Source organism: Halomarina oriensis (assembly GCF_009791395.1).
Lineage (GTDB): Archaea > Halobacteriota > Halobacteria > Halobacteriales > Haloarculaceae > Halomarina > Halomarina oriensis.
This window is the reverse complement of sequence record NZ_WSZK01000041.1, coordinates 14846-33784: the sequence shown is the minus strand read 5'-3', so window position 1 is coordinate 33784 and position 18939 is coordinate 14846. Positions and strand designations below refer to the sequence as shown.

General features: G+C 68.3%; 15 protein-coding genes and 1 tRNA gene. 4 read left to right on the top strand and 12 right to left on the bottom strand.

The window, feature by feature from the left end:
* Positions 1–9: 9 nt before the first annotated feature.
* The 4 genes from GQS65_RS20410 to GQS65_RS20395 form a co-directional block, all read right to left on the bottom strand.
* Positions 10–82: transfer RNA gene (locus GQS65_RS20410), tRNA-Pro, on the bottom strand.
* A gap of 58 nt (positions 83–140) precedes the next feature.
* A complete protein-coding gene (locus GQS65_RS20405) occupies positions 141–560 on the bottom strand; it encodes an EamA family transporter (RefSeq protein WP_158206467.1) in 420 nt (139 codons plus the stop codon).
* 76 nt (positions 561–636) lie between these two features.
* Positions 637–1230 carry a tRNA (pseudouridine(54)-N(1))-methyltransferase TrmY gene (trmY, locus tag GQS65_RS20400; RefSeq protein WP_158206466.1) on the bottom strand — a complete coding sequence of 198 codons (594 nt, stop codon included), beginning with the start codon at positions 1228–1230 and terminating at the stop codon, positions 637–639.
* Between the two features lie 73 nt (positions 1231–1303).
* Positions 1304–2095, bottom strand: coding sequence for a TrmB family transcriptional regulator (locus GQS65_RS20395; protein ID WP_158206465.1), 792 nt, complete (start codon positions 2093–2095; stop codon positions 1304–1306).
* Positions 2096–2235: 140 nt separating this feature from the next.
* Between GQS65_RS20395 and GQS65_RS20390 the strand changes: the two genes are divergently transcribed.
* Positions 2236–4959 carry an efflux RND transporter permease subunit gene (locus GQS65_RS20390; protein ID WP_158206464.1) on the top strand — a complete coding sequence of 908 codons (2724 nt, stop codon included), beginning with the start codon at positions 2236–2238 and terminating at the stop codon, positions 4957–4959.
* 37 nt (positions 4960–4996) lie between these two features.
* On the opposite strand, the gene GQS65_RS20385 is transcribed toward GQS65_RS20390, so the two are convergent.
* Together GQS65_RS20385 and aglM are read right to left on the bottom strand one after the other, a co-directional pair.
* Positions 4997–5785 (bottom strand): sugar phosphate isomerase/epimerase family protein, encoded by a 789-nt coding sequence (locus GQS65_RS20385; RefSeq protein WP_158206463.1) that lies wholly within the window; start codon positions 5783–5785, stop codon positions 4997–4999.
* Positions 5786–5929: 144 nt separating this feature from the next.
* Complete coding sequence (gene aglM / locus GQS65_RS20380; RefSeq protein ID WP_158206462.1) at positions 5930–7234, bottom strand: UDP-glucose 6-dehydrogenase AglM; 1305 nt, start codon at positions 7232–7234, stop codon at positions 5930–5932.
* A 161-nt stretch (positions 7235–7395) separates the two neighbouring features.
* Here aglM and aglF point away from each other — a divergent pair, with 161 nt between their 5' ends.
* Both aglF and GQS65_RS20370 read left to right on the top strand, forming a co-directional pair.
* Positions 7396–8220 (top strand): UTP--glucose-1-phosphate uridylyltransferase AglF, encoded by an 825-nt coding sequence (gene aglF / locus GQS65_RS20375; protein ID WP_158206461.1) that lies wholly within the window; start codon positions 7396–7398, stop codon positions 8218–8220.
* 80 nt (positions 8221–8300) lie between these two features.
* Positions 8301–8588, top strand: coding sequence for a hypothetical protein (locus GQS65_RS20370; protein WP_158206460.1), 288 nt, complete (start codon positions 8301–8303; stop codon positions 8586–8588).
* 6 nt (positions 8589–8594) lie between these two features.
* On the opposite strand, the gene GQS65_RS20365 is transcribed toward GQS65_RS20370, so the two are convergent.
* The 3 genes from GQS65_RS20365 to GQS65_RS20355 are packed head-to-tail and all read right to left on the bottom strand — an operon-like array spanning position 8595 to position 11710.
* Positions 8595–9596, bottom strand: coding sequence for an NAD-dependent epimerase/dehydratase family protein (locus GQS65_RS20365; protein ID WP_158206459.1), 1002 nt, complete (start codon positions 9594–9596; stop codon positions 8595–8597).
* Complete coding sequence (locus GQS65_RS20360; RefSeq protein ID WP_158206458.1) at positions 9593–10540, bottom strand: NAD-dependent epimerase/dehydratase family protein; 948 nt, start codon at positions 10538–10540, stop codon at positions 9593–9595. The genes GQS65_RS20365 and GQS65_RS20360 overlap by 4 nt, the downstream gene beginning before the upstream one ends.
* Positions 10541–11710 (bottom strand): NAD-dependent epimerase/dehydratase family protein, encoded by a 1170-nt coding sequence (locus GQS65_RS20355; RefSeq protein WP_158206457.1) that lies wholly within the window; start codon positions 11708–11710, stop codon positions 10541–10543. It lies immediately after the preceding gene.
* 302 nt (positions 11711–12012) lie between these two features.
* Here GQS65_RS20355 and GQS65_RS20350 point away from each other — a divergent pair, with 302 nt between their 5' ends.
* Positions 12013–13128 (top strand): excalibur calcium-binding domain-containing protein, encoded by a 1116-nt coding sequence (locus tag GQS65_RS20350; protein ID WP_158206456.1) that lies wholly within the window; start codon positions 12013–12015, stop codon positions 13126–13128.
* Positions 13129–13178: 50 nt separating this feature from the next.
* Here the strand turns inward: GQS65_RS20350 and mutL are convergent, their stop codons facing one another.
* From mutL to GQS65_RS20335, 3 genes are all read right to left on the bottom strand, one after another.
* The gene (gene mutL / locus GQS65_RS22200) at positions 13179–14834 is read right to left on the bottom strand and encodes a DNA mismatch repair endonuclease MutL (RefSeq protein ID WP_368280387.1); all 1656 of its coding nucleotides are present in this window, start codon (positions 14832–14834) and stop codon (positions 13179–13181) included.
* Positions 14831–17530, bottom strand: a complete 2700-nt coding sequence (gene mutS / locus GQS65_RS20340; protein ID WP_158206455.1) for a DNA mismatch repair protein MutS — start codon at positions 17528–17530, stop codon at positions 14831–14833. The genes mutL and mutS overlap by 4 nt, the downstream gene beginning before the upstream one ends.
* 95 nt (positions 17531–17625) lie before the next feature.
* Positions 17626–18885, bottom strand: coding sequence for an ABC transporter substrate-binding protein (locus GQS65_RS20335; RefSeq protein ID WP_158206454.1), 1260 nt, complete (start codon positions 18883–18885; stop codon positions 17626–17628).
* Positions 18886–18939 lie beyond the last annotated feature (54 nt).

The window sequence follows — 18939 nt, the reverse complement described above, 5'->3', positions numbered from 1 at the left end:
AGTATCCTATGGGCCGGCGCAGATTCGAACTGCGGTTACGGCCACCCGAAGGCCGAAGGATACCAGGCTACCCCACCGGCCCGCATTCACCAGATGGTGCCACCGAAAAGTTAACCCTTCCGTTGTTCCCCCGTCCCCAGTCACCCGGTGACGGTCAGGTAGACGGCGACGCCCGCCAGGAGGATACCCGCCCCCTTCCGCGCGGTGAACTCGTCGCCGAGAAAGAGGAAGCTCAGCACCGACGAACCGACGATGAACATCCCGAAGATAGGGATGACGGTGCTGGCGGGGCCGAGCGAGAGCGCCTGGTAGTACGCGAGGATGCCGATAGTGAGGAAGACGCCCGCGCCGAGGACGTAGTAGAGCGTGTCGCCGGTGAGGTACCTCGTCGGCTGTTCGCCCGTGGCGACGACGACGGCGAGCGCCGACAGCGCGAGCATGCTGTTGGCGACCAGTGCGACGACCGTACTCGGCGCGTTCTCGGTGGCGAGTTTCGCCAACGGGGTGAACAGCGAGTAGCCGACCAGCGCGAGCGCCGCCCAGAGGAGATACCGTTGCATACACCGAACAGGGGTACAGCAACGGATACGTGCGCGGATTCGACCGCGTCCTCACCACCTCGTCGGGGAGTCTCGCTCAGAACGTCGTGTAGCCAGCGGTGTCGAGGTGGTGGTGGGCGACGACGATGGTGTGGTTCGCGTGGAGCACCTCGGGGCCGACGCGCACGCGACGGTCGGCACGGTCGGCGAGCAGGTCGGCCTCGTGGTCCGTGAACGCGCCGTGGTCCGAGAGGACGTACACCGGGTGTTCGGGGGGGTCGACGTCGGCCAGCGGGTCGCCGTTTTCGTGGAGTTGGACGATGGTCCCCTCGTGTTCGGCGTAGTCGAGCGTCGTCTCGAAGTCACGCCGGGAGATGGAGACGCCGGGTGACGTCTCGGCTTCCACGTGCCCGATGGCCTCCTCGCGCTGGTCGAGCGCGTTTCGAATCAGGGCCGCCGTCGAGCGTTCGTCGGGGTTGAGCCGTCGCAGTTCCGACCCCTCGAACCGGACCGTGAACTCGTCGTCGAGGACGAGCAGACAGCGTGTCTCCTCGCGGATGTCGTGAGAGAGGAAGAACGCGGCGTTGACACACCGGCAGAGCACGTCGAGGCGGCCCGCACCCGGCAGGTCGTCGAGCGAGAAGTCGCCGTCGGTGGGCACGTCGTGACCCGAGACGATGAACTGGCGCATATCGAAGACGGTGACGCTGCGGGTTTACCTCCGTCGTTCGGCGGGGCGTCGACCCGTCGACCCGGCCCGACCCTCAGAAGTCGAACGTCGTGTCGGAGGCGGCCCACCCGCCTTCGGACTCGACGCCGTACATCATCCCGGCGTGGACGAACTGCGCGAGGATGTGGCCGATGTCGCTGTGCGCCGTCCACAGGCCCGTCTCGGCCGGGGCGTCCTCGTCGGCCGACTCGACGGAGAGCAAGACGGTGTCCTCGTCGACCAGTAACGTCCGACCGGAGACGCCGCCGGTGGGCTTCGACGGCGCGACGATGACCCGCACTGCGCTGTCGTCGAGGCGCGCACCGAGCGACGACGCCTCGGTGACGAGGACCGTCGTGACGCCCGCCGTGGCGCGCTCGCGGAGTGCCTCCTCGACGGCCGGCGGGAGGTGGTCGACGGACCACGCGACCAGCATCACTCGGTCGGTGGCGGTCCCGACGAGCGACGCGATGCGGTCGTCGAGCGCGTGTCGTCCCTTCACCGTCGCCACCCCGTCGTCGCTCGTGTCGGCGTCCGTCCCCTGGAGGTTCGCCAGACTCTCGAAGGCTCGGGCCTCCTCGCGGTCGATGCGCTCGCGTAGCTGTCGGCGGGCGGTGTCGAGACTCACCGGTCGGTAGCGTTTCGGCGACCCCTCGACCACCTCGATGAGACCGCGCTCGGCCAGCGACTCGGCCGCGCCGTACACCTGCGAGCGTGGCACCTCCGACGCGCGACTCACCTCGCTCGCGGACCCGGTGGCGAGACGCTGGAGCGCGACGAAGACGCCGGCCTCGTAGCTCGACAGTCCGAGTCGCTTCAACCCCTCGACGGCCTCGTGTGCGCTCATCGCTTCGTCGACAGTCCGCCAGCCAGCACATAAGCCGTTTCCGTCCGGCGGTCGACCACGACCCCCTCCGCCGACGGCGAGCGAGTGATAGTAGAATCCTACAACTATATCGTGCCCCCCGCCCTCCGTGGTGGTACGTGATGGGACTCGTCGAGAGATACGCCGTCGTTCTGACGCGGTACAGTCGGGTGTTCGCGGTGGCGATGCTCGTCGCCACCGTCGTCGTCGGGGCGGGCGCGCCCGGCATCGAGGGCGGACTGACCATCGCCAGTTTCGAGAGCGACTCCGTCGAGGCCCAGAAACTCGACGCCGTCGAGTCGAACTTCTCGGTCGAGGGCGAGAACACGACGGCAGTCCAGATCGTCGTCACCGGCGAGAACGTCCTCACGAGGGCGTCGCTCGTCGAGACGCTGGAACTCCAACAGCGGTTACGTGCGAACGAATCCATCAACGCGACGCTCGCGGAGGACCAACCGACCGTCGGCCTCTCGAACGTCGTCGCCATCGCCGCGATACGGGCGGAGGCCGCACGGGCTGGCGGTGGAGCCGGCGGCCCGCCACCGGGTGGGGACGGAACGGTAAACGGGACGAGTGGGGCGAACGCGAGTGGCGGCCCACCGAGTGAGGCGGGGAGCGCGACGAACGTGTCGTCGAACACGACGACCACCGGAACGGCCACGAGCGCAGGCGGACCGCCCGTGGTGCCGTCGCTCGACGCCCAGAGAGACCAGTTGGAGTCGATGAGCGACGGGGAGGTCGCCGAGGTAGTCGAACGGGTGCTCTCGCCCGATTCGGAGCGTCCCGGTGGCGTCGACCCGTTCACGCTCGTCTCGACGGAGTACGAACCGGGCACCGCGACCGCGGACGCCCGTATCCTCTTCGCCTTCCAGCAGACCGACCCCGAGAGCGACGCGCTCTCCGAGGGGACCGTCACCGCACAGCTCGCCATTCAAGAGGAGGTCGAGTCGACGTTCGGGGAGCGCGGCTTCGTCTTCGGGCAGGGTATCGTCGACGAGGAGTCCGGGCAGGCGACCGGCGAGAGTTTCGCCATCATCTCGCCCATCGCGCTGGCGTTCGTCCTGCTCGTCCTCGTCATCGCCTACCGCGACCCGCTGGACGTCCTCCTCGCCCTGCTCGGTGTCGTCCTCGTGCTGGTCTGGATGGGCGGGTTCATGGGGTGGGCCGGTATCGGGGTGACCCAGATCCTCATCGCCGTCCCGTTCCTGCTCATCGGCCTCTCCATCGACTACGCGCTCCACGTGGTGATGCGCTACCGGGAGGCCCGTCCCGACGCGGACTCGCCGCGTGCCGCGATGGGTGTCGGTCTCGCCGGCGTCACCGCGGCGCTCGCGGCGACGACGTTCACGACGAGCATCGGGTTCTTCTCGAACCTCGCCAGCGACATCGGCTCCATCCGGGAGTTCGGTCTCGTCGCCGGCGTCGGTATCGTGGCGACGTTCCTCGTCTTCGTCGTCCTGCTCCCGGCGGTGAAACTCGAACTGGAGGGTCTGCTCGAACGGGTCGGCCGCCCGCGCGAGAAGAGCGCGTTCGGGACCGGTGGCCTCACGTATCGCCTGCTGAGCGTCGGGACCGGGGCGGCGCGACGCATCCCCCTCGTGGTGGTCGTCGTCGCACTGGTCGTCAGCGCCGGCGGTGGCTACGCCGCGACGGACATCGACACCTCGCTGGACCGCGTCGAGTTCCTGCCTCGTGACGCACCGGAGTGGATGAACTCGCTGCCCGGCCCCTTCCAGCCCAGCGACTACGACCTGCGGGAGAACGCCCTGTTCCTCAACGACAACTTCGTCCAGTCGAACGCGGGGTCGCGCGTCGAGATACTGCTAGAAGGGCCGGTCACCGACGACGACACGCTCGAACGGGTCGCCGAGGGCGAGGCGGCCCTCGCGGACACCGAGACGGCCATCGAACTGGCGAACGGCGAACCGAGCGTCGACGACCCGCTCTCGGTGATGCGCGACGTGGCCGCGACCAACGAGACGTTCGACGCCACGTTCACCGCCGCCGACACCGACGGGAACGCAATCCCCGACCGGAACCTCGACGCGGTGTACGAGGGCCTGTTCGCCGCCGCCCCCGACCGGGCCGCGAGCGTCGTCGCCCGGAGCGGGAGCGGCGAGGCCGCCAGCTATACGGCGTTGCGGATGAGCGTCACCACCGTCGGCGGCGCGGACACCGGCGAGGTGACCGAAGAGATGCGCGGTGTCGCCACCACCGTCGAAGAGGGGTCGGCGCTGACCGTCACCGCGACGGGGTCGCCCGTCGTCACCGAACTCGTCCAGCAGTCGCTGTTGCGCACGCTCGTCGAGACGTTCCTGATTACGCTCGGCATTATCCTCGCGTTCCTGACGGCCATCTTCTACCGGCGGTACGGGACGCTCACGCTCGGCGCGGTGACGATGGTGCCCGTCGTCTTCGCGCTCAGTTGGATTCTCGGGACGATGTACCTCGTCGGCATCCCGTTCAACACCGAGACGGTCATCATCGCCAGTGTCGCCATCGGTATCGGCGTCGACTACGCCATCCACATCAGCGAACGGTTCGTCGAGGAACGGGCGAAAGCGGGGTCGGCGTTCGACGCCCTCGACCGGACCGTCAGCGGCACGGGCGGTGCGGTGCTCGCCAGCGCCGTCACGACGGCGGGCGGGTTCGGCGTCCTGACGTTCGCGCTCGTCCCGTCGCTGCGGCGGTTCGGACTGGTGACGGGCAGCGCCATCGTCTACGCGTTCGTCGCCAGCGTCGTCGTCCTCCCGAGTCTGCTCGTGCTGTGGGACCGGTCGGGGTCGAGAGGGTCCGACGAGTCCCCGGAGTCGACCGGAACCGAGCAGGTGCCGACGGACGACTGAAGCGGGCCGCGATTCGTCCGTTCGTTCCGGCGGCGATTCAGCGTCGTTCGTCGAGGAGTGCGCCGAGTCGCTCTTTGCTCACCGCGAGGTAGTCGTAGTCGTGGGTGAACACCTCCAGCGAGAGCGTGCCGGCCCAGTCGTCGTCGAACGCGTCGAGGATGGTTCCGAAGTCGATGGTGCCCGACCCGAACGCGAGGTGTTCGTCACGCGCGCGGCGGGTGTCGTTGAGGTGGACGTGGTCGACCCGCCCGGAGTCGGTGACGAGGTTCGCCATCCCGTCGGCGTCGTAGCCATCGATGCGGGCGTGACCGGTGTCGAGCGTCATCGACGCGTCGGCCTCGGCGAGCACGTCGGGGACGTCCGTCGTCGAGAACAGACCCCGCGGGATGTTCTCGACACAGACCTCGAACTCGCGTTCCGCACCGTACTCCGAGAGGTGCCCCACCGACTCGACGAGGTGGGGGCGCAGTTCCTCGGCGTCCCACGCCGGTCGCCACGCGCCGGTCTGGGCGTGGAGGACGCCCTTCTCCGCGCCGAGGGCCGCCGCCACGTCGATGGCGTCCTCGATGGCCCGGACCGACCCCTCGCGGAGGCCCTCGAACGGTGATGCGACGTCGATGCCACCGAACGGGAGGTGGACCAGCAGGTCGAGACCGGCGTCGTCGAGGGCGTCGGCGAACTCGTCGCGCCGGTCGGCGACCCGGTGGGGTGCCGTCTCGCCGTCCAGCATCAGTTCGACGTAGTCGAAGCCCAGTGCGCCCGCTCGCTCGATGGCGACGAGCGGGTCCATCCCGAGTTGCGTGACGAAGCCGACGCGGGGGTTCATAGAGCGTTCGTCACGGGCCGGGTACTTCAGCGAGAGGGTCGGCTAGCAGGCGAAGACAGAAGCGCTGACGAAGACGGCGAGATATCTCGAAAGCCCCCGCGCTGCCTCACCCCGTGGGCTGCCGAATCGGCCGTCGCTCCCGGATTACCAGGTCAACCCGTCGTAGACGATGCCCTCACGGCGCTCGACGATGCGGCGGCCGTCGACGACGACGGGGTCGGCCATCGCGTCGAACTCGGCGTCGAGGGCGGCGAACTCCGGCCAGTCGGTCATGACGAGTGCGCCGTGAGCACCGTCGAGGGCCGCGGCGGCGCTGTCGACGTACTCCACGTCGGGGTACTGCTCGGCCATGTGGTCGGCCGCTTCGGTCGGGTCGAAGGCGACCACCTGTGCGCCGCGCGCTTCGAGCGCCTCGATGGCGAGTTTCGAGCGCGACCCACGGATGTCGTCGGTCTGAGGCTTGAACGCCAGACCGAGGACCGCGATGCGCTTGCCCGCGACGTCGGTGTGGCGTTCGAGGAAGTCGACCATCCTGACGGGTTGGCGGTCGTTGACCGTCACGACGGCGTCGAGGAGGACCGGGTCGTACTCCTTCTCGCGGGCGGCGGCCCGGAGCGCGTCGGTGTCCTTCGGGAAACAGGAGCCACCCCACCCCGCACCGGAGCGGAGGAACGGCGCGCCGATGCGCTCGTCGAGGCCGATAGCCTCGCTCACCTCGTAGGAGTCGACACCGTACTCCTTGCAGACGTTCGCTATCTCGTTGATGGTCGAGAGCTTGGCCGCGAGGAAGACGTTGTTGGCGTACTTTATCATCGCTCCCTCTCGGAGGCCCGTCTCGACGATTTCTGCTCGTGCGTCGGCCTGCTCGACCAGTGGGTCGTAGAGGTCGTTCAGCAACGAGAGCGCCCGCGCGTCCCCGTCGGTGCCGAACACGAGTTTGTCGGGGTTCATGAAGTCGTCCACCGCAGTTCCCTGACTCTGGAACTCGGGGTTGACGGCGACGCCGAACTCCTCGCCGGCGGTCTTCCCGGAGGCCTCCTCCAGGATGGGGATCAGCCGTTCTTCGGTCATACCGGGGAGGACCGTCGACTTGACGACGACGAGGTGGTAGCCCTCCTTCTCGGCGAGCGTCTCGCCGACGTCGCGCATGCCGGCTTCGACGACCGAGAGGTCGATAGAGCCGTCATCGCGGGAGGGCGTCTGCATGGCGACGAAGGTGAGGTCGGTGTCGAGCAGTGCGGCGTGGTCGGTGGTCGCGCGGAGGCGGCCCCCGGCGTGTTCCTCGATGCGTTCGGGGAGGCCGGGTTCGTGGATGGGCGACTCGCCGGCGTTGATGCGCTCGACGATGTCGGCGTCGATGTCGATGGCGACCACGTCGTGGCCGAGGTCAGCGAGACAGGCGGCGACGCTCGTACCGACGTAGCCGCTCCCGACGACGGAGACGTTCATTGGTGGGTTCGAGTAGACCGGGCGGGTTAGTAAGGAGGTGGTTATCGTTCGCCAGGAGCCACAGTACGCCGAGTCAGCCACCGACTACCCCGAGAAACGGTTCGCCGACTGTCGTGAACCGAGTCGAATCTTTTTACCTGCGGGCCGTTTCGCGCTAGGTAATGAAAGCAGTCGTACTCGCCGCGGGCGAAGGGACTCGCCTCCGTCCGTTGACCGAGGACAAGCCGAAAGCGATGGTCGAAGTCGACGGCAAGCCCATCCTCACGCACTGTTTCGACCACCTCGTCGACCTCGGCGCGGACGAACTCCTCGTCGTCGTCGGCTACATGAAAGAGAAGATCATCAGCTACTACGGCGACGAGTACGAGGGCATCCCCATCACGTACTCCCACCAGCGCGAGGCGCTGGGACTGGCCCACGCCCTGCTGACCGTCGAGGAGCACATCGACGACGACTTCATGCTCATCCTCGGGGACAACATCTTCAGCGCGAACCTCGCGGACGTCGTCAACCGCCAGCAGGAAGACCGCGCCGACGCCGCCTTCCTCGTCGAGGAGGTGCCGTGGGAGGAAGCGGGTCGCTACGGCGTCTGTGACACCAACGACTACGGCGAGATCGTCGAGGTGATGGAGAAACCCGAGGACCCGCCGACGAACCTCGTGATGACGGGGTTCTACACGTTCACGCCCTCCATCTTCCACGCCTGTCACCTCGTCCAGCCGTCGAACCGCGACGAGTACGAACTCTCCGACGCCATCAACCTCCTGCTCCAGTCCGGGCGGACCATCGACGCCATCCGGATGGACGGCTGGCGAGCGGACGTGGGCTACCCCGAGGACCGTGACCGCGCCGAGAACCGTCTCCGCGAGGAACGCGAAGCGCGAGCGGCCGCGAAGGAAGCCGAAGAGGCCGAAGAGGCCGAGAAGGACGGTAACGACGGTGAGGACGGCGACGAGGAGCTATCGGTCGAAGCCGACGACGCCTGAGACCGGGCAACGAGGCGACGGCCCGTGCTCCGCCGTCCGCGACTCCAAAGCTCCATCACCCGACTCGCAGTAGTGACGCCATGGCTACCGTCCACGAACTCCGCAACGACATTCGCACGGCCGTCGGTCGGCACGAACGCATCGAGAACGTCGGGTTCACGAAAGAGGAGTTGGAGGCCATCGCCGTGGCCCTCGGCTATCTCTCCGAGTCGGCGGCGCGGCCCTCGAAGGCGCAGATGCGCGCCGGCATCCGCTGGCGAATCGGTGAGCGCGACGACGACGACCCCGAGGGCGGCAGTGGTGGGTTGACGAAGAACGAACTGCTCGCTATCGCGGCGACTGTCGTGGACGGAGACGGCGAGAACTGACGACGGCTACTCCCGTAGCAGGCCGCGAATCGACTCCTCGACGCTCTCCCGTGGCTCCCACCCGAGACGGTCGCGGGCGGCCGACCAGTCGACCTCGAAGGAGTCCACCAGCGTCTCGCCGCTCCGTGGGTTCTCGACGGGTTCGATGTCGACGTCGACGTCGCGCTCCTCGCGGGCGATGCGCTGGACCGTCTCGGCGATGGCCTCGACGCTGGGGTCCTCGTCGGTGGCGACCTCGTACTTCTCGACGCCCGTCTCGCCCGCCGCACGCTGGTCGAGCAGGCGTTCGGTGCTCTGCCGGAACGCGCGGGCGACGTCCTTGACGTGGACGAAGTTCCGGGACTGCGTGCCGGGTTCGTAGACGGTGAGCGTCTCGCCCGCCAGTGCACGGTTGACGAAGAAGTTGATGACCGTCCCCTTCGAGACGGTGGCTCCGTCGAGTTCGTGTTCGCCGTAGAGGTTGGCGACCATGAACATGTTCGCGGGGAACGCGCCGTCGGCGTACCACTCGATGGCCGTCTCGTTGAGCACCTTCGTCCGCCCGTACCAGTTCAGCGGGTCGCGTTCGAGGTCGGTCGTGATGGGGAACTCGTCGGGGTCGCCGATGACCGCCATCGAGAACGGGAACGCGAGCGCCGCGCCCGTCTTCCGGCAGAACCACGCGACGTTCTCGGTGCCCTGCACGTTCACCTCGTAGGCGCGGTCCGGGTTCTCATCGCAGTCGGGGACGCCGCTGAGTGCGGCGAGGTGGACGACGGCGTCGACGCCGTCGAGTGCGGCTTCCAACTCCTCGCGGTGACGGATGTCGACGTGTTCGATGTCGCTGTCGCCGATGGAGCGGACCTGCCCGAGATAGAAGTTGTCGAGTGCGGTCACCTCCCAGTCGGGGTGTTCGCGCTGGAGGTCGGCGACGAGGCGACTGCCGATGTAGCCCGCCGCGCCGGTGACGGCGACGTGTGGGGAGTCGGATGCGGTGCTGGCGTCTGCTGCGGGGTCGGTGTCGCTCATTGGGTCGCGGTAGTGTCTGCGGGTCTGAACGCGTCCGCGAGGTCGTGAATTCCCTCGCGGAGCGTCCACTCGGTCTCGTAGCCGGTCTCGGCGATACGGTCGAAGTTCACGTGGTACGACGGGCCGGGGTGTTCGTCTTCGAGGTAGGTCACGTCGACGGGAGCGACCTCCTCGCTGACGGTCTCGGCGATGTCGGATATCCGGAAGTTACCCTCGTTCGACCCGACGTTGTAGACGACGTCGTCCCACGCGTCCGGTTCGAGGGCGGCGTGGGCGTAGGCGCGAGCGGCGTCCCGGACGTGGATGAACGGCCGCCAGTTCGTGCCGTCGCCGTAGACGGTGAGCGCACGGTCGGTGAGCGCCCGGAAGACGAACGTGTTGACGACGAGGTTGAACCGAACCCCTGGAGAGTCGCCGTAGTTCGTCGCCATCCGCAGGGCGGTGCCGTCCATCCCGAACTCCTCCATCGCCTCCCGGAGCAGGTCCTCCGACTGGAGTTTCGTCTCGGCGTAGGGGTTGATGGGGTCGGCCTCGACCGTCTCGTCGAGGTCCATCGACGCCGCGCGGCCGTAGAGGTTACACGACGACGCGAGGACGACGTTCTCGACGCCGAGTTTCCCGGCCGCCGTCAGCACGTTCTCGGTGCCGTCGTAGTTGACGGCGAACGTCTCCTCGCGGCGGTCGTGGGTGCTCGATGCGCCCGTGATGGCCGCGAGGTGCACGACCGTATCGCAGTCGCGCATCGCGTTCTCGACGTCGCCGTACTCGCGCACGTCGCCGCGACGGAAGTCGATGCTGTCGGTCAGCGACCCCTTCAGCGAGCGCGGCGAGCCGAGCGAGAGGTTGTCGACGACGGCGACCCGGTCGACACGCTCGTCGCCGTCCAGCAACGGCAGCAGGACGCTGCCGATGTAGCCCAGACCGCCGGTGACGAGGACGTCCATCTACTCCTCCAGCACGCTGGGGAGGAAGCGGTCCTCGTGGGTGACGATGGTGTTCTCGTACTGGCTCAGCGTCTCGAAGACGTCGCGGATCCCCTCCTCGAACGTCGTGCGCTGCTCGCCGATGAGGCTCATGTAGCGGTCGTTGACGATCTCCATCTGGTGGGTCTCGTCCTCGTCGCGTGGGTTCTCGACGTGCATGACCTCGCCGTCGTAGTCGAACTCGCGGGCCACCTCGGCGATAGTCTCGGCCATGCCGACGATGCTGATGGGGTCGGTGACCTGGTTATAGACCTCGTGGTCGTGTTCGCGTTCGTCGGGGTCGGCGAGGGCGAGCCGCGCGAGACCCTCGACGGTGTCTTCGAGCGAGACGAACGGTTTGCGCTGCTCGCCCTTCCCGTAGACGGTGAGCGGGTAGCCGGCGACCGCCTGTGCCGCGAAGCGGTGGGCGACGACGCCGAAGTAGTAGTCGAAGTCGAAGCGTGTCTTCAGGCGGTCGTCCTCGCGTGTCTCCTCGGTCTCGGTGCCGTAGACGATGGCCGTCCGGACGTCCGAGACGGGGATGTCGAACTGCTTGTGCGCCAGACGCAGGTTCGCCGCGTCGTGGCTCTTGGTGAGGTGGTACCAGCTACCGGCCATCGCCGGATACGGGACCGTGTCGCTCTCCCCCATGTTCTCCATCGTCGCGTCACCCTCGGGGATGGGGAACGACGGCGCACCGTAGACGCCCGTGGTGGTCGTCTCGACGAGGTGCGTGTCGGTCATGTCGTTCTCCTTCAGCCCCCAGACGAGGTTGCGCGTCGCCTGCAGGTTGTTGTGCTGCGTGAAGTTCGCACGCTCGCCGTTGATCTGTGAGTACGGCGCGCTCGGCTGAGCGGCCGTGTGGACGACGGTGTGGGGTTCGTGGACCTGCAGGATGCGGTCGACGACCGCCCGGTCGACGAGGTCGCCCTCGACGAACGAGAGGTTGTCGAGGCCGTGGACCTCGCTGGCGGCGTCGATGCGCTCGTCCATATCCGCGATGGGGGTCGCGCTCTTCGAACCGACCGAGGAGACCCACTCTCGACGACCGAAGTTGTCGACGAGGACGACACGGTCGTCCGTGCGCGATGCGATCCGCAGTGCGGTCGGCCACCCGATGTAGCCGTCTCCGCCGGTGACGAGGATGCTCATAGTTACTCACTTGCCGAGTAACCCCAGACGAGTAAATAGCTTGTCCTCCGTCGACGGCGAGGACTGTCGCTCACGACATCGTACGTTCCACGGCGACAGTCACTCATAACAGATGGAATTCGACGGTTGAGTGGAGTTTCGGAGGGGGACGACCGGTGTGCCCACCCACCGAGAAACAGTCGGCCGACGAGATATGTCGGCGGGACAACCACAAACTGTCGGCGGGTAACCAAGACCGGTTCTCGTGACGGACTACCGGGAGCGCGCTCCCGGACGGAAATATGACAGGAGTTCGTAGATCGATGGCGGTGCTGGTATCGTTCGCCCTGCTCGTCGGGGCGGTCAGCGTCGGGACTGCGGTGACGCCCGGCGCGACGTTCGCACAGGACGGAGACGACCTGAACTGTGAGGACTTCGAGACACAGGAAGAAGCGCAGGCCGTCCTCGAAGAGGACCCGAGCGACCCGAACGGCCTCGACGGGGACGACGACGGTGAGGCGTGTGAGAGTCTCCCGTCGGGCGACGAGGGAAGCAGTGACGACGGGGACAGTAGCGAGGGCGACGATTCGACCGACGACTCCTCGGAGGACTCCGAGGATACCGACCCGTCGGACGATCTGAACTGCGAGGACTTCGAGACCCAGGAGGAGGCACAGACGACCTACGACGAGGACCCGAGCGACCCGAACGACCTCGACCGTGACGACGACGGGGTCGCCTGCGAGGACTCCTTCGAGTCGGGCGACGGGTCCGGAGACGAGACCGAGAACGACGGGTCCGAGGACTCGACCGACAGCGACGAGTCGGACGGCGAGGAGAGCGACGACTCGACGGACACCGACGACTCCGAGACGACGGACGAGGAGTCGGAGTCGAACGACGAGAACGAGTCCGACCAGAGCGGCACGGACGACTCCGACGAGTCCAGCACCGGTGACGACGGAGCGTCGACCGAGATGCCGGCCTACCAGATCGACGTCGCGGCCGGTGACGTCATCGAGACGCTCGGCGTCGACGGCGACGACGAGGACGACGCGCCCGACTTCTACGGCACGCAGGGTCGCCTGCTCCAGGCCCAGACCGTCCTCGCGGACGGCACGGTCACTGGGAGCCACATGGTGCCCGGTGAGAACGTGACGAAGTCCCTCGCGGGCTGTCACGTCAGCTACACGCCCGTCAGCTACGACGACGAGAGCGGCGACGTCACTCTGACGGTCAGCGTCGACGACGACGCCGACTGTGAGAGCGTCACGCTCACGCTTGCGGGCTACGAACTGCCCGGCGACGACACGACGTTCGTCCGCGCCAACGCCGACGACCAGGAACTCCTCGCCTACGAGACGGTGACGCTCGACGCCGGTGACTCCGGTACCGTCGTCATCGACCTCGACGGCGACGACGAGTCGGCCGAGAACTGAGCGACGACCGAACGAAGACGGCCACTCCTTCTTTGCTCGCTCGACGAGCGCTACCGCACGCCGACGTTCGACCGGCCGAACCCCTTCGCCAGCGTCGCTTCGTCGATTCGCAGGACGGTGGGCCGGCCGTGGGGACAGGTGTAGGGGCGGTCGCACTCGCCCAACCGCGACAGCAGGTCGCTCGCCGCGTCGGGCGCGAGCGTGTCGCCGGCCTTCAGCGAGGGGTGACACGCGAGGTCCGCCAGCAGACCACGCCGTGGGTCGTCGGGCGCGTCCCCGGCGAGGAACGCGTCGAGCACGTCGCGCACGGCGTCGGCGGTCGCCACCCGACCGACCGGTGCGGGCACCGCCGTCACGCGATACGTGTCGCCGCCGAACGACTCGACACGGAAACCGAGCGTGGCCAGGTCCTCGCGGTGGGCCGCGAGCGTCGCGGCCTCCCGTGTGGACAGCGCGAGCGTCGGGGGCGGGTCGAGTGGGACGGACTCGGTGTCGCCGGCCGCTGCCTGCAACCGCTCGAAGTTGACCCGTTCGTGGGCCGCGTGCTGGTCGACGACCAGCAGGTCGTCGTCGCTCTCACACAGCAGGTACAACTCGCGGAACTGGCCGATGACGCGCAACTCCTCGAACCGTGACTCGACGCTCGACAGCGCCTCGTCGGTGTCGAACGACACGGCCGCGACCCGCGAGAGGTCCGCCGTCGAGAGCGCCTCGCGGACCACCCGTTCGACCGTCCCGGTCACCGTGTCGAGGTCGGTGAACCGGACCTCGCGTTTCGCGGGGTGGACGTTCTGGTCGACGGCGTTCGGCGGCACCTCGACGGAGAGCGCGACGACCGGGTGACGGGACTCGGGGAGGAGCGTTCCGTACCCCGACTCCACGGCGGTTCGGAGGGCCGTGTTCCCCACCGGTCGGCCGTTGACCGCGACGTGGACGTGACTCGCCGTCGCCCGCGTCACCGAGGGGTAACAGACGACGCCGGAGAGCGACACGGCACCGTCCTCGCTCGCTCCGCGGACGGCCGTGCTCTGCCCGGCCACGTCGCGGTCGAAGACGGCGAGCAGGGCGTCGGTCGCGTCACCGCTGCCCGGCGTCGAGAGCACCTGTCGGCCGTCGTGGGCGAGGCGGAACCGGACGTCGGGTCGCGCGAGCGCGTAGCCCGTCAGCACGTCGCTGACGTGAGCGAACTCCCGTCTCGGGCCGGCGAGCGACTCGCGGCGAGCGGGGAGTTCGGCGAACAGGTCGCGGACCTCGACGGTCGTGCCGACGCCGTGGCCGGTCGCCTCGACCGAGACGTCGTCGCCGCGCACCGCGACGTGCGTCCCCGTCCCCGACGCGGTGCTCGTGTAGCAGTCGAACCGCCCGACCTCGGCGATACTGGGCAGGGCCTCCCCACGGAACCCGAGCGTCCCCGTCGCGGCGAGGTCGGTGGCGTCGCGTATCTTCGAGGTGGCGTGGCGTTCGACCGCACGTTCGGCGTCCACACGGGACATTCCCGACCCGTCGTCGACGACGCGAATCATCGACAGCCCACCGTCTTCGACCGCGACACGGACGGCCGAGGCGTCGGCGTCGAGTGCGTTCTCGACCAGTTCGCGCACCGCGTCGGCCGGACGCGTGACGACTTCCCCCGCCGCGATGCGTGCGACCGTCTCCTCGTCGAGTCGGCGGACCGTCGACTCGACGGCCGCGTCGGAATCGCTCACCGCTCGACCTCCTGTTGGCGCTCGTGGAGCCACGTCAACGCCTCGATGGGCGTCATCGACGCGATGTTCAGGTCGCGGAGCGCGGCTTCGAGGGGGTCGTCGCTCGACGTGTCCTCCGCCGGTGGCGTCACCTCCGTCGACTCCTCGTGGCCGTTCGTCCGTGGTTCCGGACGCGTCTCCGGCGTGGGTGTCGGTGCGTGCCCCCGTTCCCCACCACCGGGCAGGCCGTCGTCGAGCAGGCCACGTGACCGGTCGATGACCGTCCCCGGCACGCCCGCGAGTTTCGCCACCTCGACGCCGTAGGACGCCTCGCTCGCCCCTTCGACGACCGAGTGGAGGAACGTCACCGCATCACCCGAGCGGTCGATGGTGAAGTGGAGGTTCTGGACGCGCTCGCGGGAGTCGGCGACCCGCGTCAGCTCGTGGTAGTGGGTCGCAAAGAGGGTCGTCGCGCCCACCTCGTCGTGGAGGAACTCCGTGACCGCCCAGGCGATGGCCCGGCCGTCGGCGGTGCTGGTCCCGCGACCGACCTCGTCGAGCAGGACGAGCGAGTCCGCAGTGGCGTCGTGGAGGATGCTCGTGAGTTCGCGCATCTCGCGCATGAACGTCGACGCGCCGCCCGCGATGTCGTCGCTCGCACCCACCCGGGTGAACACTCGGTCGACGACGGGCAGGCGGGCCGACTTCGCGGGGACGAAACTGCCGACCTGTGCGAGCAGTTGAATCAGGGCGACCTGTCGCATGTACGTCGACTTGCCGCTCATGTTCGGTCCGGTGATGACCGCGACGTTGCGCTCGCGCAGGTCGGCGTCGTTCGGGACGAACCGGGGTTCGGTCGTCTCCACGACGGGGTGGCGGCCACCTTCGACGTGGATGCCGTCGCCGTCGAGTTCGGGTCGGGTGTAGTCGCGTTCGACGGCCACGTCCGCGAGGGTACAGAGCACGTCGAGTTCCGCGAGGACCGACGCGACCCGCTGGATGCGCTCCGCCTCCCCTCCGACCTCCGCGCGGACGTCGGTGAACAGCTGGTACTCGCGGGTGTCGGCGCGTTCGCTCGCCCCCAGAATCTCGTCCTCGCGCCGTTTCAGTTCGGGCGTGTAGAACCGCTCGGAGTTCTTCAGCGTCTGGCGACGGGTGTAGTCGTCGGGAACCTTCTCCAGATTCGGGTTCGTCACCTCGATGTAGTAGCCGTGGACCTCGTTGTAGCCCACCTTGAGCGAGTCGATACCGGTCCGTTCGCGCTCGCTGGCTTCGAGGTCGGCGACCCACTCGCGGCCCTCGCGTTCGGTCGCTCGCAGTTCGTCCAGGTCGTCGTCGTGGCCGTCGGCGACGACGCCACCCTCCGTTATCTCGATGGGTGGCTCCTCGACGATGGCTCGTCCGATCAGTCCGCGCACGTCCGCCAGGTCGTCGAGTGCCGCGCGGCGCTCGCGGACCGACGCGGCCTCGCAGTCGGCGAGCACGGCCTTCAACTCGGGCACCACGTCGAGCGTGCTCTTGAGCGCCCGGAGGTCACGGGCGTTCGCCCGCCCGCGAGCCACGCGCGTGACGAGTCGTTCGATGTCGTAGACGTCCCGGAGCAGGTCACGGGCCTCCTCGCGGACGAACGCGCGGTCGGCGAGTTCCGCGACGGCGTCCTGTCGCGCTTCGATGCGCTCGCGGTCCAGCAGCGGCCGTCTGAGCCAGTGGGTGAGTTCGCGCCGCCCCAGCGCACACGAGGTGGTGTCGAGCACGCCCAGCAGGGTGTGTTCGTCGCCGCCCTCACGGTTCTCGAACACCTCCAGCGAACGCAGGGCGGTGGCGTCGACGCGCATCCCCTCGCGGGGGTCGTAGCGCCGGACCCGCGAGATGTACTCCAGTCCACCCGCGTCGACGCCCTGCGTGTACTCGGCGTACGCGAGCAGGCCACCGGCGACCCGGAGTTCCGCGTCCGTCTCGAACAGCGCCTCGGGGGTCGGGACGTACCCCGAGAGCGTCTCGCGGGCGGTGTCGGTCTCGAACGCCGACTCGCGGAACGGCGTGTGCATCCCGCGGACGGCGAACTCGTGTGGAGCAGTGTCACCGTCCGACTCCGTCTCCCCGTCCGCGTTCGCGTTCGTCGGCTGCCGAGCGGTGACCACCTCTGCGGGCGCGAGTCGGTCGAGTTCGTCCTGTACCACGTCGCGTGGGCCCGAGGTGACGCGGAACTCCCCCGTCGAGACGTCGACGAACGCGACGGCGAACCGGTCGCGGTGGTCGGGCGCGTCCTCGCGTCGCTCGGCCTCGCACGGTACCAGCGCGGCGGTGTAGGTGTTGCCCGCTCCGAGCAGTTCCTCGTCGACGACGGTGCCGGGCGTGACGACGCGGGTGACCGCCCGGTCGACGACACCCGACGCCTCCGAGGGGTCCTGCACCTGGTCGGCGATGGCGACGCGATAGCCCGCGTCCAGCAGCGTCTCGACGTACGGCGCGACGTTGTCGATGGGGACGCCCGCCATCGGGTAGGTCCCCGTCGAGTCCTCGCGTTGTGTCAGCGTGATTTCGAGCGTCCGGGCCGCGGCCTCGGCTGCCTCACAGAACGTCTCGTAGAAGTCCCCGACCTGAAACAGCACCAGCGCGTCGTCGTACTCCCGCGTGAGGTCGAAGTACTGCGAGAGCATCGGCGTCAGCTCCTCGCGGCGCTCGACCATCTTCGCCGGCGGCCCCGTCGCCTCCATACTGGTGAGAGGGGGTGTCGACGCACTTCAACCCACGGACTGCGGCGTCGTGAGGTGGTTCGAGCGGTCGACCTCCCCGCGCGACTCGACGCGCCTTACCGGCCGTCGCCGCGGACGACGCTCGCCACCTGCTCGCGGTCGAACAACTGCTCGCCCTCGGGGATTTCGGGGTACGGGTCGCCGGCCTCGTAGCCCGGCCACGCACCGAACCGCTCGGGGTAGAGCTGTTTCGCGGTGGCTTCCAGCTGGAACAGGTTCATCAGCGGCCCCTGATAGCGCATCCCCTGTGCGTAGACGCGGTCGTTCTGGACCGCCGAGAGGTCACCGCCGATGGGGTGGGCCGCGAGCGACTGCCGGACCTCCGCCATGTCGTAGTTCGGTGTCATGCCCCAGAGGTGGAGGACGACGTCCGGGTCGGCCTCCGCCATCGCCTCCATCCCGACGGTGCCCCACAACTGCTGCCAGTCCCGCTCGGCGAACGCGTCGTTCGCGCCGAGCGGTCGGGTGTCGGCCAGCCAGTAGCCGGGGTCGTTCAGGTGGTAGGTGTAGAACTGGTCGCCCGTGAACGTGACGCGGACGGCCGTCGGACGCTCGGACTGCGGCGGCAGACCCTCTTCGATGGTCGCCAGCAGGTTCTCGTGGACCGCGTTCAGCGCCTCGTAGCGGTCGCGTTCCTGAAAGACGTCCGCGACGTGCCCGAACAGGTCCCAGAGCGTGTAGTACCGGTAGGCGTCGGCGTACCCCTCGGGAGCTTCGGCGTTCGTCCCGCTGTAGAAGTTGCCGAACCACGGGCCGACGGACTCGGTTATCTCGTCGACGTCGGCGCTGGCCCAGTTCTGCTGTGTCGACGCCCACGCCGGGTCCGCGAGGTGGACGTCGCTGTCGAGGTCGTAGAGCAGTTCCTTGGCCAGACCGTTCGCCAGCGGGTCCGGCAAATCCTCCCAGTCGAACGACACCCCGTCGAGACGTTCGTAGTAGTTGTTCATCGTCGTTCCGGCCATCTCGGGGACGTACATCGCGTTCACCGCGTCGCCGTGGCCCAGCGCGACGAGCATGTCCGGGTACTGGCTGAAGACGGTGAACACCGACTCCGGGACGCCGTCGAAGGTGACTTCCCCCGCGGGAGCGAGCGTCGCACTGTACGGACCGCTCGGTTCGGTCGTCGCCTCCGTCGCAGTGGCGTCCGTCGCCGTCGCCGTGTCGGACTCGGTCGGCTGCTGGCCGGTCGTCTCGTTCCCCACACTCCCCGACCCACCCGACGCACAACCGGCGAGCAGGCCGCTCAACGCGGCCGTGCCGCCGAGGAGGTACTGTCGTCTGGTCGGCCCCGTCGGGTCGTCCCTCGACTCGTGCATGTTTTTAGGCCACCCTAAAACAGTATAACCGTTTCCGTTCTCGGTAGCTCTTAT